At 73.5% G+C, this 15,138-nt stretch carries 12 protein-coding genes; 9 read left to right on the top strand and 3 right to left on the bottom strand.

Going from position 1 to position 15,138, the window contains the following annotated elements:
* The first annotated feature begins 200 nt into the window (after positions 1-200).
* The 6 genes from lpdA (at position 201) to ABZY20_RS01370 (ending at position 9,023) form a co-directional block, all read left to right on the top strand.
* Positions 201-1,589: a dihydrolipoyl dehydrogenase gene (gene lpdA / locus ABZY20_RS01395; protein ID WP_356434901.1), complete on the top strand. Its 1,389-nt coding sequence runs from the start codon at positions 201-203 to the stop codon at positions 1,587-1,589.
* 63 nt (positions 1,590-1,652) lie between these two features.
* Entirely contained in the window at positions 1,653-3,470 is a 1,818-nt protein-coding gene (sucB, locus tag ABZY20_RS01390; RefSeq protein ID WP_356434898.1) for a 2-oxoglutarate dehydrogenase, E2 component, dihydrolipoamide succinyltransferase, read from the top strand.
* 300 nt (positions 3,471-3,770) lie between these two features.
* Complete coding sequence (locus ABZY20_RS01385; RefSeq protein WP_356434896.1) at positions 3,771-4,394, top strand: GntR family transcriptional regulator; 624 nt, start codon at positions 3,771-3,773, stop codon at positions 4,392-4,394.
* A 265-nt stretch (positions 4,395-4,659) separates the two neighbouring features.
* Positions 4,660-7,362: a pyruvate dehydrogenase (acetyl-transferring), homodimeric type gene (aceE, locus tag ABZY20_RS01380; RefSeq protein ID WP_356434893.1), complete on the top strand. Its 2,703-nt coding sequence runs from the start codon at positions 4,660-4,662 to the stop codon at positions 7,360-7,362.
* 69 nt (positions 7,363-7,431) lie between these two features.
* Positions 7,432-8,418 carry a WYL domain-containing protein gene (locus ABZY20_RS01375; protein WP_356434890.1) on the top strand — a complete coding sequence of 329 codons (987 nt, stop codon included), beginning with the start codon at positions 7,432-7,434 and terminating at the stop codon, positions 8,416-8,418.
* 86 nt (positions 8,419-8,504) lie between these two features.
* Positions 8,505-9,023 (top strand): DUF4240 domain-containing protein, encoded by a 519-nt coding sequence (locus ABZY20_RS01370; RefSeq protein WP_356435988.1) that lies wholly within the window; start codon positions 8,505-8,507, stop codon positions 9,021-9,023.
* 3 nt (positions 9,024-9,026) lie between these two features.
* Here ABZY20_RS01370 and ABZY20_RS01365 read toward each other — a convergent pair whose 3' ends face one another.
* Positions 9,027-9,269, bottom strand: coding sequence for a hypothetical protein (locus tag ABZY20_RS01365; protein WP_356434887.1), 243 nt, complete (start codon positions 9,267-9,269; stop codon positions 9,027-9,029).
* Positions 9,266-10,186, bottom strand: a complete 921-nt coding sequence (locus tag ABZY20_RS01360) for a peptidoglycan recognition protein (protein WP_356434884.1) — start codon at positions 10,184-10,186, stop codon at positions 9,266-9,268. Before ABZY20_RS01360 ends, ABZY20_RS01365 begins: the two co-directional genes overlap by 4 nt.
* 193 nt (positions 10,187-10,379) lie before the next feature.
* Here ABZY20_RS01360 and ABZY20_RS01355 point away from each other — a divergent pair, with 193 nt between their 5' ends.
* On the top strand, positions 10,380-11,564 hold the full coding sequence (locus ABZY20_RS01355) for a MarP family serine protease (protein ID WP_356434882.1): 1,185 nt from the start codon (positions 10,380-10,382) through the stop codon (positions 11,562-11,564).
* 16 nt (positions 11,565-11,580) lie between these two features.
* Here the strand turns inward: ABZY20_RS01355 and ABZY20_RS01350 are convergent, their stop codons facing one another.
* Positions 11,581-12,081 (bottom strand): GNAT family N-acetyltransferase, encoded by a 501-nt coding sequence (locus tag ABZY20_RS01350; RefSeq protein WP_356434880.1) that lies wholly within the window; start codon positions 12,079-12,081, stop codon positions 11,581-11,583.
* A gap of 71 nt (positions 12,082-12,152) precedes the next feature.
* Between ABZY20_RS01350 and ABZY20_RS01345 the strand changes: the two genes are divergently transcribed.
* Together ABZY20_RS01345 and ABZY20_RS01340 are read left to right on the top strand one after the other, a co-directional pair.
* The gene (locus tag ABZY20_RS01345; RefSeq protein ID WP_356434878.1) at positions 12,153-13,049 is read left to right on the top strand and encodes a TIGR01777 family oxidoreductase; all 897 of its coding nucleotides are present in this window, start codon (positions 12,153-12,155) and stop codon (positions 13,047-13,049) included.
* 249 nt (positions 13,050-13,298) lie between these two features.
* The gene (locus tag ABZY20_RS01340) at positions 13,299-14,714 is read left to right on the top strand and encodes an NAD(P)/FAD-dependent oxidoreductase (RefSeq protein ID WP_356434877.1); all 1,416 of its coding nucleotides are present in this window, start codon (positions 13,299-13,301) and stop codon (positions 14,712-14,714) included.
* Positions 14,715-15,138: the final 424 nt, after the last annotated feature.

Raw genomic sequence — 15,138 nt, 5'->3', positions numbered from 1 at the left:
CGCGCCCCTGCTCGCGCGGCCCGTCCGGACGTGGGGCGTCTCACACAGCAGCCCGGCGTCTCGTTGTGTGCCGACAAGTGCGAAGATGGGGCACGGCAGGACAGGGCCCCACCGAAGGGCCGAAGAACGAGCGGCCGGACACCAGCCGCCTGCCGGTCAGTGACGACCGGCGTACGGCGCACATGCATGGAGGACGTGACGTGGCGAACGACGCCAGCACCGTTTTCGACCTAGTGATCCTCGGCGGTGGCAGCGGTGGTTACGCTGCGGCCCTGCGCGGGGCGCAGCTGGGCCTGGACGTCGCCCTGATCGAGAAGGACAAGGTCGGCGGCACCTGCCTGCACAAGGGTTGCATCCCCACCAAGGCCCTGCTGCACGCGGGCGAGATCGCCGACCAGGCCCGCGAGAGCGAGCAGTTCGGTGTGAAGGCCTCGTTCGAGGGCATCGACATCGCCGGGGTCCACAAGTACAAGGACGGCGTGATCGCCGGTCTGTACAAGGGCCTGCAGGGCCTGATCGCCTCCCGGAAGGTGACGTACATCGAGGGTGAGGGACGCCTGTCCTCCCCGACCTCCGTCGACGTGAACGGGCAGCGGATCCAGGGCCGCCACGTCCTGCTCGCGACCGGCTCGGTGCCCAAGTCGCTGCCCGGCCTGGAGATCGACGGCAACCGGATCATCTCCTCCGACCACGCCCTCGTGCTGGACCGCGTGCCGAAGTCCGCGATCATCCTGGGCGGCGGTGTCATCGGCGTCGAGTTCGCCTCCGCCTGGAAGTCCTTCGGCACCGAGGTCACGATCATCGAGGGCCTGAAGCACCTCGTCCCGGTCGAGGACGAGAACTCCTCCAAGCTCCTGGAGCGCGCGTTCCGCAAGCGCGGCATCAAGTTCAACCTGGGCACGTTCTTCCAGAGCGCCGAGTACACCCAGGACGGCGTCAAGGTCACCCTCGCCGACGGCAAGCAGTTCGAGGCCGAGATCCTGCTGGTGGCCATCGGCCGCGGCCCGGTCTCCCAGGGCCTGGGCTACGAGGAGCAGGGCGTCGCGATGGACCGCGGCTACGTCCTGGTCGACGAGTACATGCGCACGAACGTGCCGACCATCTCCGCCGTGGGCGACCTCGTCCCGACGCTGCAGCTCGCGCACGTCGGCTTCGCCGAGGGCATCCTGGTGGCGGAGCGCCTGGCCGGTCTGAAGACCGTCCCGATCGACTACGACGGTGTCCCGCGGGTGACGTACTGCCACCCCGAGGTCGCCTCCGTCGGCATCACCGAGGCCAAGGCCAAGGAGATCTACGGTGCGGACAAGGTCGTCGCCCTGAAGTACAACCTGGCCGGCAACGGCAAGAGCAAGATCCTCAACACCGCGGGCGAGATCAAGCTCGTCCAGGTCAAGGACGGTGCCGTCGTCGGCGTCCACATGGTCGGCGACCGTATGGGCGAGCAGGTCGGCGAAGCCCAGCTGATCTACAACTGGGAGGCGCTGCCCGCCGAGGTCGCGCAGCTCATCCACGCCCACCCGACGCAGAACGAGGCGATGGGCGAGGCCCACCTGGCCCTGGCCGGCAAGCCGCTCCACGCGCACGACTGACCCCTCGGTCGACGAACGCGACGACACAGACTTCCGCACTTTCCGTAAGGAGCAACCGAAACCATGGCGGTTTCCGTAACCCTTCCGGCGCTCGGCGAGAGCGTCACCGAGGGCACTGTCACCCGCTGGCTGAAGGCCGAGGGTGAGCGCGTCGAGGCCGACGAGCCGCTGCTCGAGGTGTCGACCGACAAGGTCGACACCGAGATCCCCTCGCCCGCGTCCGGCGTGCTGTCCTCCATCAAGGTCGCCGAGGACGAGACGGTCGAGGTCGGCGCCGAGCTGGCCCTGATCGACGACGGCTCCGGCGCCCCCGCGGCCCAGGAGGCCCCGGCCGCCGAGCAGGCCCCGCAGGCCGAGCAGGTCGCCGAGCCCGCCCCGGAGCCGGCCGCGGCCGCGCCCTCCACCGAGCAGGCCGCCCCGGCGCCCGCTCCCACCGCCGAAGCCGCCACCGGCGGCGGTTCCGCCGAGGGCACGGACGTCGTCCTGCCCGCGCTCGGCGAGTCCGTCACCGAGGGCACCGTCACCCGCTGGCTGAAGTCGGTCGGTGACACCGTCGAGGCCGACGAGCCGCTGCTCGAGGTCTCCACCGACAAGGTCGACACCGAGATCCCGGCGCCCGCCTCGGGCACGCTGCTGGAGATCGTGGTCGGCGAGGACGAGACCGCCGAGGTCGGCGCCAAGCTGGCCGTCATCGGCGAGGCGGGTGCCGCTCCGGCCGCCGCCCCCGCGCAGGAGGCCCCGGCCGCCCCGGCCCAGCCCGAGCCCACCCCGGCTCCGGCCCCGGCGCAGCCCGCCCCCGCGCAGCAGGCCCCGGCCCCGCAGGCCCCGTCGGCTCCGGCCCCGCAGCAGCAGGTCACCCCGGCTCCCGAGCCGGCCCCGGCCGCTCCGGCGCCCGCCCCGGCTCCGGCCCAGGCACCGGCCGCTCCGGCCGCCGCCAAGCCGGCCGACGACGGCGCCTACGTCACCCCGCTGGTGCGCAAGCTCGCCGCCGAGAACGGCGTCGACCTGTCCACCGTCAAGGGCACCGGCGTCGGCGGCCGCATCCGCAAGCAGGACGTCGTCGCCGCCGCCGAGGCCGCGAAGGCCGCGGCCGCCGCTCCGGCTCCGGCCGCCGCCGCTCCGGCCGCCTCGAAGAAGGCCCCGGCGCTGGAGGCGTCCCCGCTGCGCGGGCAGACCATCAAGATGCCGCGGATCCGCAAGGTCATCGGCGACAACATGGTCAAGGCCCTGCACGAGCAGGCGCAGCTGTCCTCGGTCGTCGAGGTCGACGTCACGCGTCTGATGAAGCTGCGCGCCCGGGCCAAGGACGCGTTCGCGGCGCGCGAGGGCGTCAAGCTCTCCCCGATGCCGTTCTTCGTCAAGGCCGCGGCGCAGGCGCTGAAGGCCCACCCGGCCGTCAACGCCAAGATCAACGAGGCCGAGGGGACCATCACCTACTTCGACACCGAGAACATCGGTATCGCGGTGGACTCCGAGAAGGGCCTGATGACCCCGGTCATCAAGAACGCCGGTGACCTCAACCTCGCCGGCATCGCCAAGGCCACGGCCGATCTGGCGGGCAAGGTCCGCGCCAACAAGATCACCCCGGACGAGCTGTCCGGCGCGACCTTCACCATCTCCAACACCGGTTCGCGCGGCGCGCTGTTCGACACGATCATCGTGCCGCCGGGCCAGGTCGCGATCCTCGGCATCGGCGCCACGGTCAAGCGCCCCGCCGTCATCGAGACGGAGGAGGGCACGGTCATCGGCGTCCGCGACATGACGTACCTGACCCTGTCCTACGACCACCGCCTGGTGGACGGCGCCGACGCCGCCCGCTACCTGACGGCGGTCAAGGCCATCCTGGAGGCCGGCGAGTTCGAGGTCGAACTCGGTCTCTGACCTTCCGCGGTACGGCTGTGCGGTGCCCCCGCTCGGATCATCTCCGAGCGGGGGCACTTCGCTTGGGGGCGCGGGGAACCACGCGATCGGCCACCGACGGCCCGTGGCCGCCCACCCGCCGGGCACGCCGGGCACGCCGGGCACGCCGGGCACGCCGGGCACGCCGGGCACGCCGGGCACCAAGGCGCCACCCACCCCGTGTGCAACTGGTCTCACCTGCGTGCAAGCACCCTCGTCGGTCCCACCCGCGGAGCGAACCAGCCGTATTGTCTAAACGTCGATCCCGACCGAGGAGCCTCCATGACCGCGCCCGTCGTCCACTCGCTGCGCGAACAGATCCGCGAGCACATCCTGGAAGGGATCATCAGCGGACGCTGGCAGCCGGGCGAGCGGATCGTGGAGCGCCGGATCGCCACCGAGCTGGAGGTCAGCCAGACCCCGGTCCGCGAGGCCCTGCGCGAGCTGGAGTCGCTGCGCCTGATCGAGTCCGCCCCGAACAAGGGCGTGCGCGTGCGCAACCTCACCGCGGCCGACCTGGAGGAGAGCTACCCGGTCCGGGCCGGTCTGGAGGCCATCGCGGCGGAGCTGGCCGCCCCGGTCCTCGCCGAGGACTGCTCGGCCCTGGAGCCCCACGTGGGCGCCCTGTACGAGGCCGACCGCATGGCCGACGGCACCTCCCAGGTCCGCCACACCGTCGCCTTCCACCGCGAACTGGTCCGCGCCGCGGGCAACTCGGTCCTGTTGCACACCTGGGAGGGCCTGGGCATCGAGGTGTTCACGGCCCTGTCGATCCGCTGGCTGGGCACGCGGCAGCAGTCGTACGCCGAGGAGCACGAGGAGCTCGTCGCCGCGTTCAAGCGCCGTGACCCCCGGATCGCGGAACTGGTGAAGGCGCACGTCCTGGGCTGCGCGCCCCGGGCGTGACACCCGAGCGCACCCTCGCTCAAACGCCTCCGACCTGCGAAAACCGTTCGAAAACCCGTCACCGCGTGCCACCGTCGGAGGCACCGCGTGCCTACTTTCTCGTGATCAAGAGGTTTTGCCCCTCAACCCTTTGATCGATCATCGATCAGCGAGTTACAGTCGCCGACGGGCTTCCACCCGAGCCCCAGCCCTGTCCTGCCAAAGACCAAGGGCACCCCGATCCCCTTATGTGAGGGAACCCCCTTCGACTGAGGAAGGCGGCGACATGACCGACCCCAACGCCATCCAGCCGAGCGAGCTCGACCAGCTCCCCGACCGGGACCCGGAGGAGACCGCCGAGTGGCAGGCCTCCCTGGACGCGGTCGCCAAGGCAGCCGGGCCGCACCGTGCCGCATACCTGATGCGCCGCACGCTGGAGCGCGCCGAGGGCGCCGGCATCGCGCTGCCGAAGCTCCTCGAGACCGACTACGTCAACTCCATCCCGACCTCCGCCGAGCCGGCCGTGCCCGGTGACGAGGCGATGGAGCAGCGGATCACCGCCTGGAACCGCTGGAACGCGGCCGCGATGGTGACCCGGGGCAGCAAGTACGGCGTCGGCGGCCACATCGCCACCTTCGCCTCCGCCGCCTGGCTCTACGAGACCGGCTTCAACCACTTCTTCAAGGGCAAAGAGGCCGACGGCTCCGGCGACCAGCTCTACATCCAGGGCCACGCCTCCCCCGGCATCTACGCCCGCGCGTTCCTCGACGGCCGGCTCAGCGAGCAGCAGCTCGACAACTTCCGCCGCGAGTCGGGCGGCGACGGCCTGCCCTCCTACCCGCACCCGCGCCGCCTGCCCTGGCTGTGGGAGTTCCCGACGGTCTCCATGGGCCTCGGCCCGCTGTCGGCCATCTACCAGGCGCGGTTCAACCGCTACCTGACCAACCGCGGCATCAAGGACACCTCCGCCTCGCACGTGTGGGCGTTCCTCGGCGACGGCGAGATGGACGAGCCCGAGTCGACGGCGGCCCTCGCGCTCGCGGCCCGTGAGGAGCTGGACAACCTCACCTTCGTCATCAACTGCAACCTGCAGCGCCTGGACGGCCCGGTCCGCGCCAACTTCAAGATCGTGCAGGAGCTGGAGGCCCAGTTCCGCGGCGCCGGCTGGAACGTCGTCAAGACGCTGTGGGGCACCGCCTGGGACGAGCTGTTCCAGCTCGACACCACGGGCGCGCTCGTACGCCGCCTGCGCCAGGTACCGGACGCGCAGATCCAGACGTACCAGACGCGCGACGCGGCCTACATCCGCCAGGACTTCTTCGGCGCCGACCCGGCGCTGGCGGAGATGGCGAAGCTGCTGAGCGACGACAAGATCCTGGAGTGCTTCCACCTCTCGCGCGGCGGTCACGAGGCCCGCAAGGTGTACGCCGCGTACAAGGCGGCCGTCGAGCACAAGGGCGCGCCGACCGTGATCCTGGCCCAGACGGTCAAGGGCCACACCCTGGGCGAGGGCTTCGCGTCGAAGAACGCCAACCACCAGATGAAGAAGCTCTCGGTGGACGAGTTCAAGAACATGCGCGACCTGCTCGGCCTGCCGATCAAGGACAGCGACTTCGTCGACGGCGTGGTCCCCTACGGCCACCCCGGCGCCGACTCCCCCGAGGTCCGCTACCTCCAGGAGCGGCGCGCCGCCCTCGGCGGTCCGGCCCCGGCCCGCCGCGTGCACCCGGTCGCCCCGCTGCCCGCCCCGGCGGAGAAGGCGTTCGCCTCCTTCGACAAGGGCTCCGGCTCGCAGAACGTGGCCACCACCATGGCGTTCGTCCGCCTGGTCAAGGACCTCGTCCGCGACAAGGAGACGGGCAAGCGCTGGGTGCCGATCGTCCCCGACGAGGCGCGCACCTTCGGCATGGAGTCGCTGTTCCCGTCGCTCGGCATCTACTCGCCCAAGGGCCAGACGTACGAGCCGGTCGACCGCGACCAGCTGATGTACTACAAGGAGGCCAGGAACGGCCAGATCCTCAACGAGGGGATCACCGAGGCCGGTTCGATGGCCGACTTCATCGCCGCGTCGACGTCGTACGCGACGCACGGCGAGACGATGATCCCGTTCTACATCTTCTACTCGATGTTCGGCTGGCAGCGCACGGCCGACCAGATGTGGCAGCTCGGCGACCAGCTCGGCCGCGGCTTCCTGGTCGGCGCCACGGCGGGCCGCACCACGCTGACCGGCGAGGGCCTGCAGCACGCCGACGGCCACTCCCCCGTCATCGCCGCGACCAACCCGGCGGCGCTGACGTACGACCCGGCCTTCGCCTACGAGGTCGCGGCCATCGTCAAGGAGGGTCTGCGCCGGATGTACGGCGAGGCCGCACCGGGCGAGGACCAGGACGTCTTCTACTACCTGACCGTCTACAACGAGCCGCTGCCGCAGCCCGCGAAGCCGTCCGTCGCCGGGATCGACGAGGGCATCGTCAAGGGCCTGTACCGCTTCAACACGGCGGAGTCGGCGGGCATCACGCCCCCGGCGAACGCCCCGCGGATCCAGCTGCTCGGCTCCGGCACGGCGATCCACTGGGCCCTGAAGGCGCAGCGGCTGCTGGCCGACGAGTGGGGCGTGGCGGCCGACGTGTGGTCGGCGACGTCCTGGAGCGAGCTGCGCCGGGACGCCCTGGAGGCGGACGAGGCGCTGCTGCGCGGCGAGGAGCGGGTGCCGTTCGTGCGGCAGGCGCTGCAGGGCGCCGAGGGCCCGGTGCTGGCGGTCTCCGACTACATGCGCCAGGTCCCGGACCAGATCGCGCAGTGGGTCGAGCAGGACTGGTCCTCGCTGGGCGCCGACGGCTTCGGCCTCTCGGACACCCGCGAGGCGGCCCGCCGCCACTTCGGTGTCGACGCCGAGTCGATCGTCGTCGCGGCCCTGGCCCAGCTGGCCAGGCGCGGCGAGGTCAAGGCGGCGGCCGTGAAGGAAGCGCGCGAGAAGTACGGTCTGTAGTCCTCCCCGAGAACGGACCGTTGATCGGCAGGCCCCCGCCCCGGCGGGGGCCTGCTGCATGATGTGGACATGCGTGCTGCCCGGCTGATCAAGATGGTGCTGCTGCTCCAGTCCCGGCCCTCCATGACGGCCGCCGAGCTCGCCCGGGAGCTGGAGGTGTCGGAGCGGACGGTGACGCGGGACGCGCAGGCGCTGTCGGAGGCCGGAGTGCCGGTGTACGCGGACCGGGGCCGGGCCGGCGGGTACCGGCTGGTCGGCGGCTACCGGACGCGGCTGACCGGGCTGCACCGCGGCGAGGCCGAGGCGCTGTTCCTGTCCGGGGTGCCGGGGGCGCTGCGCGAGATGGGGCTGGAGGACGCGGCCTCGGCGGCCCGGCTGAAGGTGTCGGCGGCGCTGCTGCCGTCCCTCAGGGACGCCTCCCGGACGGCGGCGCAGCGGTTCCACCTGGACGCGCCGAACTGGTTCAGGGAGCCGAAGACGCCGGCGCTGCTGCCCGCGGTCGCGGACGCGGTGTGGGACGACCGGCGGATCAGCGCGCGCTACCGGCGCGGGGAGGACGAGGTCGTCCGGGAGCTGGAGCCGTACGGGCTGGTGCTCAAGGCGGGCGTCTGGTACCTGTGCGCCCGGGTGACGGGCGGGGCGTCCTTCCGGGTGTACCGGATCGACCGGTTCACCGCCGTGGACCCGGGAGCGGAGCGCTTCGAGCGGGAGGCGGACTTCGACCTGCCGGCGTTCTGGGAGGAGCGGGCGGAGCAGTTCGCGCGGTCCCTGCTGCGGGCGCGGGTCGTGGTGCGGCTGTCCCCGGACGGGGTGCGGGCCCTGCCGTACGCGCTGGACCCGGTGTCCGCCCGGGAGGCGCTGGCGCAGGCGGGTGATCCGGACGGCGACGGATGGGTGAGGGTCTGCCTGGCCGTGGAGTCCGAGGAGGTGGCCCACACCCAGCTGGCGGCGCTGGGCCCCGAGGCGGAGGTGCTGGAGCCGGAGGGCCTGCGCGAGCGGTTCGCCGCGGACGCGCTGCGGCTGGCCCGGCTGTACCACCCGCGGCAGGGCGCGTGACGGTGTCCGTACCCCCGGGGCGGCGCATAACGATCCCGCGCACTCCGGGTGCGCCCCTGTGCCCCAGGGCCGATGCTTGACCCGTGATGGACGAGACGGAGTTCTGGGAGCTGGTGGACGACGCCCGGGAGGCCGCCGAGGGCGACCCGGAGGAGCAGGCCGACGTGCTCGTGGACCGGCTCGCCCAGCTGGACCCGGACTCGGTCCTGGACTTCGCCCGTCATTTCGAGTCCCGCTACAACCGGGCCTACCGCTGGGACCTGTGGGGCGCCGCCTGGGTGCTGCTGGACGGGGCGAGCGACGACGCGTTCGACTTCTTCCGGTGCTGGCTGATCGGCCAGGGCCGCGAGGTCTTCGAGGGGGCGCTGCACGACCCGGACGCGCTCGCCGATCTGCTGGACGACTTCGACGAGGAGATCGACGGCGACGGCGAGGATCTGGGCTACGCGGCGGACGAGGCCTACGAGCAGCTCACCGGCCTGGTCGCACCCGATCTGGAGCTGCCCGCGGCGCCTGCTGAGCCGGACGGCACGCCGCTGGACTTCGAGAACGAGCGGCTGCTCGCCGAGCGCTATCCCCGGCTGTGGGAGCGTTTCCGGAGCTGATCGTCAGGGCGCCCGGTGGCCGCCCGGGTGCGACGGCGGGCGGGGCTGCGTCCGGTCCGCCTCCACCGGGTGGTGCAGCGGGGCGGCGTTGGCCTGGTCGAGGGCGGAGGCGGTGGCAGCGGCCGGGCCCAGCACCACGGTCAGGGCCGCGCGGAGCACCGCCCAGGGGCCGCGTGCGGTCCCGGCGTACGTAGCGGGGTTGTCCGTCGGCTTCTTCGCCGGGTTCTTCGTAAGGCTGTCGTTCATGGTCCCCACCTCCGGTCGGCTGCCTGTGCCGGCGACCGTAGGCGGCCGGCATCGGAGGACGCTGCGCGCTCGCTGTGGCCTTCCTGTGCGCCGGCGGAGCGGCCCTGCATCCGCGCGGCGAGCCGTCTGATCTCGGGCAGGCGGGCGTGCAGGGCGGCGCCCGGGCAGCTGGTCATGTAGCCGTCGCTGTGGCCGGCCAGGGCGGGCAGCTCGGCGGTGGTGCCGGCCGCGTACCGGCTCAGGCCGTTGCTGGAGACCAGGCGGACGTGCGCCCGCGGGTCGGTGCCGGTCAGGCCCAGCTTCCAGGCGGACAGCGCGGCGATGGAGTGGATCAGGGGCCGCGGGACGGGCATGCCCTCGGTGAAGGTGCCGAGGGCGGCGATGCCGGTGGTGCGGTGGTTGAAGCCCTGGGTGTGGGCGCCGGTGACGGCCCGGTCGACGCCGCCCGCGCGGCCCTCGTAGATGGTGCCGCAGCGGTCGACGACGAAGTTGTAGCCGATGTCGTCCCAGTCGCGGGTGCCGGTCTGGCCGCTGTACAGGTCGCGCAGGATGCGGGGCGCGTCGGCGCAGTCGTAGCCGTTGGGCGAGTCGGTGTGGTGGACGAAGACGGCGGCGACCCGGTCGTCGTAGCGCGGGCGGGGCTGTGCGCGGGCGGCGTCGCCCAGCCAGCGCGAGCGGGGCACGATGGGCGGCCGGGGGGCTGCGTGGGGCGTGGCGGAGGGGCGGCGCGCGGCCGGGGCGGCGCCCGTCCCGGCGGCGTTCTCGACGCCGTAGGCGCACAGCAGCAGCGCGGCGACGGCGGCGGTGCCCGGCAGGCAGCCGAGCACTACGCGGGCCGCGCGCGGCATACCGGGTGCGCCGGGTGTTCCGGCGGCGCGGTGCCGGTGCGCACCCCGCCGTCTTCGGAAGACACGCATGAGCCCACTGTCGGGCGGTTCCGCTCCGTCCGCGATGTGTGATGTGCCACCCGGTGGAACCATCGTCACGGTCCGCGACGTTTCTCCGGGTGCAGGGGGCGCGTGTGGCCGGTTCCGGCCGACCCGCGCGCGTGCGACTGATCACCGGACCCGTCCCCCACGTACTAGGGGTTCCGAGAGAAAGGCGGCGTGCGTGGACCTGCTCGACATCCTGCTGTTGCTGGTCGTCCTGGCCTACGCGGCGTCCGGGTACCGTCGCGGGCTGCTGGCCGGCTGCGTGTCGCTGGCGGGCTTCGTGGGCGGCGCGGTCGCCGGCGTGTGGATCCTGCCGTGGGTGATGGACCTGGTCGAGCCGGGCACGACGCGCGCGACGGTGGCGGCGGTGTTCACGGTGCTGCTGCCGGCGGTGGTGGGGCACGAGCTGGCGGGCCGCCTGGCCCTGCGGCTGCGGCGGGAGCTGGACCGGGGGCCGCTGCGCGTGGCGGACGGCATCGGCGGGGCGGTGGCCAACGCGGTGGCGGTGCTGATCGTGGCGTGGGTGGCGGCGAGCGTCCTGGGCGCGTCCTCCTCGCCGCTGGTGACCTCCGCGATCCGGGACTCGCGGCTGCTGGGCGCGGTGCAGCGGACGATGCCGGACACGACTCCGGCGTGGTTCTCGGAGGCCACGTCCGCGCTCACCCAGGCGGGCTTCCCGCAGGTGTTCAACCCCTTCGAGAACGAGTCGACGGCCGAGGTCGCCGAGCCCTCCGGCGACAGCGTCACGGCGGCCGCCACCGCCGCCGCCCAGCGCAGCACGGTGAAGGTCGAGGGCGTCGCGGGCACACAGGGCCGCGAGGGCAGCGGGTTCGTCTACGCACGCCGGCACGTGATGACCAACGCCCACGTGGTGGCCGGCATCGACGAGCCGACCGTGCAGATCGGCGGGGTCGGGCGGACGTACGAGGCGCGGGTGGTGCTGTTCGACCCGCAGAAGGACGTGGCCGTGCTCTACGTGCCGGGTCTGCGGGCGCCGGTGCTGCGCTTCGACGACACCGCCCGGCGCGGCGACTCGGCGGTCGTGGCGGGCTATCCGCAGGACGGCGACCTGAACCTGCAGGCGGCGACGGTCGCGAACCGGGTGCGGGCGACGGGCCAGAACATCTACAACGACGACACGGTCACCCGCGAGATCTACTCGATCCGCTCCACGGTCCGCCCCGGCAACTCCGGCGGCCCGCTGCTCACCACGGACGGCCGGGTCTTCGGCGTGGTCTTCGCCCGTTCCACCTCGGACGCCGGGACGGGCTACGTGCTGACGGCGGCGGAGGTCGCCGACGAGGCGAAGCGGGCGGCGGGCGAGACGGCCCCGGTGGACACGGGGGAGCCGACGGCGTCGTAGGCGGGGCCCGCCCGGCTCACAGGAAGCGGCCCATCAGCACGTCGTCGACGTAGGCGCCGTCGAGCAGGAACTCCTCGGGCAGGACCCCCTCCACGGCGAACCCCTCGGAGGCGTACAGCGCGCGGGCGGGGGTGTTGTGGGCGAGGACGCGCAGGGTGATGCGGCGGGCGCCCTCGCGGCGGGCGGCGTCGACGGCCGCGCGCACCAGGGCGCGTCCGACGCCCTTGCCGCGGGCCGGGTCGAGGACGGCGAGGCCCTGTATCTGGCGGACGTGCTCGTTGACGGCGAGACCGGTGGGCGGGACGAGGCGGACGTATCCGAGGAGGACCCCCCCGGACTCGGCGACGAGGTAGTCCTCGGGAAGGTGGCGCTCGTCGAAGAAGGGCTCGTCCGGGGCCGGCCGGGGCATGACGGCGTGCAGGGTCGACCAGGTGTGCCGGTCGATGAGGGCGAGCGCCTCGTCGTCGGCGGACCGGGCGGCGCGGATGGTGACGTCATGGTCGCGGGACTCTGGCATGGGCGTCACCCTAGAACGGGCGGGCCGTGGCCCAGCGGGGTTTTTGTTCGGCCGCGGGGCAGGATGGACCCATGCAACGCATCGCGGTGGCCGGCGCGTCCGGTCTGATCGGCAGCGCCCTGGTGCGGTCCCTGACCGCCGACGGACACGAGGTGCGCCGTATGGTGCGCCGGGCTCCCCGGGGGGCCGACGAGGTCCGCTGGGACCCCGAGGCGGGGCAGGCGGACGCCGCGGGGCTCGCCGGGTGCGACGCGGTGGTGAACCTGGCGGGTGCCGGGGTCGGCGACCGCCGCTGGACGGACGCCTACAAGCAGCGGATCCACGACAGCCGGGTGAACGGCACGTCGGCGCTGGCCCGCGCGGTCGCCTCGCTGGACGACGAGGACCGGCCGCGGGTGTTCGTGAACGGCAGCGCCATCGGCTACTACGGCGAGACCGGCGACCGCGCCGTCGACGAGAGCGCGCCCGCGGGCGAGGGCTTCCTGCCCGAGCTGTGCGTGGAGTGGGAGGCCGCCGCGGCACCCGCCCGGGAGGCCGGGGTGCGCACGGTGTTCCCGCGGACCGGACTGGTCGTGTCCCGCAAGGGCGGGGCGTGGGGACGCCTGTTCCCGCTGTTCCAGGCGGGGCTCGGCGGGCGGATGGGCGACGGGCGGCAGTACTGGTCGTTCATCGCGCTGCACGACGAGGTCGCGGCGCTCCGGCACCTCATCGACACCGAGGGTCTGTCCGGGCCGTTCAACCTCACCGCCCCGAACCCGGTGACGAACCGTGAGATCACGGCGGCGATGGGGCGGGTGCTGCGCCGCCCGACGCTGTTCCCCGTGCCCGCGCCGGTGCTGCGGTCCGTGCTCGGCGAGATGGCCGGGGACGTCCTCGGCAGCGCGCGGATCCTGCCGACGCGGCTGCTCGAGTCGGGTTTCCGGTTCGCGTTCCCGGACGTCGAGGGGGCGATCCGGGCGGCGTTGTGACGGTCCCTCCGCGACGCCCGCCCCTCGCGACGGGCGTCGCGCGGACGCCCCGCCGCTCCGCGCACAAACCCCCTGCGACCACTTCGTGCGCACAAGGCCTCCGTATGCGACCGCCGTGCGACCGTGCCCTGTCGATGCGCGACTCCCGCTGACCGATCACGGCCCTACCCTCGACCAGAACTCGCGTATCCCTGCGGCCTGTTGAGGGCATGACGTCTCCAGCGCCCGCGCAACCTCGAGGAGGGGCACGTGCTTGAGCCCGCGTACCAGGCGGACGTGGTCGTCGTGGGGGCCGGGGTCGCCGGACTCTCGGCCGCGCACCGGCTGACCAGCGCAGGAGTGACGACCATGGTCCTTGAGGCCGCCCATCGTGTCGGCGGCCGCATGACGACGGAGAAGGTCGATGGCTTCCGGCTCGACAGGATCGGCCAGTTGCTGTCCACGGCGTACCCGGAACTACGAAGGACACCCGGCCTGGGCGGCCTCGTGCTGCGCCCGTTCGCGCCCGGGGTCCTGCTGCACGGCGACGGCCGCCACCACCGGGCGGGCGTCCAGCCCGGCGCGAGGGGCGCACGGCGCGCACGGGGCGCACTGCACGCGGTGCGCACCCTGGCGAGCGCTCCCCGGCCACCGGCCGCGCCCAGGCCGCCCAGGCGGCCGGTGGCCGTGCCCGGACGGCAGGTCTCGGTGCCCCGCAGCCGGTCCGGCGCCCCGCTGGGCACGGCCGTCGACCAGGCCCGCCTGGGCGCCGCCCTGACGCGGCTGGCGGGCACCCCGGCCGAACGGCTGCTGGCCCGCCCGGAGCTGCCCGCCGGTGAGGCCCTGGCGGTGCGCGGACTGCCCGCGCGGACGATCGACGGCTTCCTGCGCCCGCTGCTCGCGGCGCTGCTGTGCGACCCGGACCTGACCACGTCCAGCCGGTGCGCGGACCTCGCCCTGCGCGCCTTCGCGAGCGGCCGGCTGTGCCTGCCGGAGGGCGGCGCCGAGGCCCTGCCCGAACTGCTGGCGAGGAGGCTGCCGGCGGGCACGGTGCACACGGGCGTGCGGGTCACGTCCGTCTCGACGACCTCGGTGACCACCGCCGAGCACGGGGAGATCCGCTGCCGGGCGGTGCTGGTGGCGACGGACGCCCGGGCCGCGGCGGAGCTGCTGCCCGGGTTGCGGGTGCCGGAATTCCATCCGGTGACGGTGGTGCACCACACGACCGACGAGCCGCCCGGGACGGGGTCGTCGCTGCTGCTGGACGCGGACCTCGGCGGGCCGGTCGCGCACACGGCGGTGGTCAGCCGGGTGGATCCGTCGCGCGCACCCGCGGGGCGGGCGCTGATCTCCTCCACGGTGCTGGGGCGGCCGCCGGCCGATGTCGACCGGGCCGTGCGGATGCATCTGGCGCGGCTGTACGGGATGCCGACGGCCCGCTGGGAGACGCTGGCCGTGCACCACACGGCCGAGGCGGTGCCCGCGATGCGGCCGCCGCACGATCTGCGGCGGCCGGTGCGGCTGCTGGCCGGGCTGTACGTCTGCGGGGACCACCGGGACACCAGTACGGCGCAGGGCGCCCTGCACTCGGGGTACCGGGCGTCGGCGGCGATCCTGGCCGATCTCGGGGCGGGGCGGTCGCTGCATGTCGCCGATCCGGTGCCGACGGTGCCGCGGGCGGCGTAGCCGGTGGGGAGGTGAGCGGGGGCGCTCAGACCGGGTGCCGGGTGTCGTGCGTCGGGTGCGGGTGTCGGGTGTCGGGTGTCCGGTGTCGGGTGCCGTGCGCGGGTGTCGGGTGCGGGTGCGTGAGGGCTGGGCGCGCAGTTCCCCGCGCCCCTGAGTACCTCGACCCGAGGCCCGGACCACGGCGCCCGCGCCATGCGTCACTCAGACCGTGCCCCGGGTGCGGGTGCGGGTGCGTGGGGGCTGGGCGCGCAGTTCCCCGCGCCCCTGAGTACCTCGACCCGAGGCCCGGATGACGGCACGCGCGCCTGCGTGACTCAGACCGTGCCCCGGGTGCGGGTGCGTGAGGGCTGGGCGCGCAGTTCCCCGCGCCCCTGAGTACCTCGACCCGAGGCCCGGACCACGGCGCCCGCGCCATGCGTCACTC

The sequence above is a fragment of the Streptomyces sp. NPDC006624 genome (genome assembly GCF_040611555.1).
In the GTDB taxonomy this organism is placed as follows: Bacteria; Actinomycetota; Actinomycetes; order Streptomycetales; family Streptomycetaceae; genus Streptomyces.
The sequence above is the reverse complement of the archived record's forward strand: the minus strand, read 5'-3'. Positions and strand labels throughout refer to the sequence as shown.

Coding starts and splice junctions, on each gene's coding strand:
- sucB (WP_356434898.1), top strand. CDS start 1,653: ATGGCGGTTTCCGTAACCCTTCCGGCGCTCGGCGAGAGCGTCACCGAG.
- ABZY20_RS01385 (WP_356434896.1), top strand. CDS start 3,771: ATGACCGCGCCCGTCGTCCACTCGCTGCGCGAACAGATCCGCGAGCAC.
- aceE (WP_356434893.1), top strand. CDS start 4,660: ATGACCGACCCCAACGCCATCCAGCCGAGCGAGCTCGACCAGCTCCCC.
- ABZY20_RS01375 (WP_356434890.1), top strand. CDS start 7,432: ATGCGTGCTGCCCGGCTGATCAAGATGGTGCTGCTGCTCCAGTCCCGG.
- ABZY20_RS01370 (WP_356435988.1), top strand. CDS start 8,505: ATGGACGAGACGGAGTTCTGGGAGCTGGTGGACGACGCCCGGGAGGCC.
- ABZY20_RS01365 (WP_356434887.1), bottom strand. CDS start 9,269: ATGAACGACAGCCTTACGAAGAACCCGGCGAAGAAGCCGACGGACAAC.
- ABZY20_RS01360 (WP_356434884.1), bottom strand. CDS start 10,186: ATGCGTGTCTTCCGAAGACGGCGGGGTGCGCACCGGCACCGCGCCGCC.
- ABZY20_RS01350 (WP_356434880.1), bottom strand. CDS start 12,081: ATGCCAGAGTCCCGCGACCATGACGTCACCATCCGCGCCGCCCGGTCC.
- ABZY20_RS01345 (WP_356434878.1), top strand. CDS start 12,153: ATGCAACGCATCGCGGTGGCCGGCGCGTCCGGTCTGATCGGCAGCGCC.